This is a genomic window from Streptomyces otsuchiensis (assembly GCF_004305975.1).
In the GTDB taxonomy this organism is placed as follows: domain Bacteria; phylum Actinomycetota; class Actinomycetes; order Streptomycetales; family Streptomycetaceae; genus Streptomyces; species Streptomyces otsuchiensis.
The window spans coordinates 1-743 of record NZ_BHZI01000572.1; the positions used below are offsets into that span (position 1 = coordinate 1).

Annotated in this window: 1 protein-coding gene; it reads left to right on the forward strand. The window is 75.8% G+C overall.

The genetic code is table 11. The features are described 5' to 3' along the window. Positions 1–84 precede the first annotated feature (84 nt). A complete protein-coding gene (locus E0D90_RS25900) occupies positions 85–717 on the forward strand; it encodes an IMPACT family protein (RefSeq protein ID WP_130800331.1) in 633 nt (210 codons plus the stop codon). Positions 718–743: the final 26 nt, after the last annotated feature.

Below are 743 nucleotides of genomic sequence, written 5' to 3' on the forward strand. Positions count from 1 at the left end.
CGCACATCCGTCCCGCCCGGCCCGGGTGGGACGGTGGTCCGGCCCCGGCCACGCCCCCGGCGGACCACGCCCTACAGTGGGCGGATGCCCGCCCCGGACCAGTACCTGACCGTGCCGGGCCCCGGCGTCCACGAGACCGAGGTCAACCGCTCCCGGTTCGTGTGCGCCCTCGCGCCCGCCGCGACCGAGGACGACGCGCTGGCCGTCGTCGCCCGCGAACGCCGGGACCACCCCGCCGCCTCCCACCACTGCTACGCCTATGTCATCGGAGCCCAGGGCTCCGTGCGCAAGTGCTCCGACGACGGCGAACCGGGCGGCACCGCGGGGCTGCCCATGCTCCAGATGCTGACCCGCCGCGACATCCGCTGCGCCGTCGCCGTCGTCAGCCGCTACTTCGGCGGAACCAAGCTGGGAGCCGGCGGCCTCATCCGCGCCTACGGCGCCGCCGTCGGCACCGCGCTGGACACCCTGGGCACGACCACACGCACCCGCTACCGGCTCGTCACCGTCACCGTCGGACACCAGCGCGCCGGGAAGCTGGAACACGAACTCCGCGCCCGCGGCCACCCGGTGCGCGAGGTCACCTACGGCAGCCGCGTCACCATCCACACCGCCCTGCCCGGTCCCGAACTGCCCGCGTTCCAGGCGTGGCTCGCCGACGCCACCGCCGGGACGGCGATCGCCGAGCTCGGCGACGACTGGTACGGCGGCCCGTGAGGAAGCGCCCGCCCCGCACCCCACCA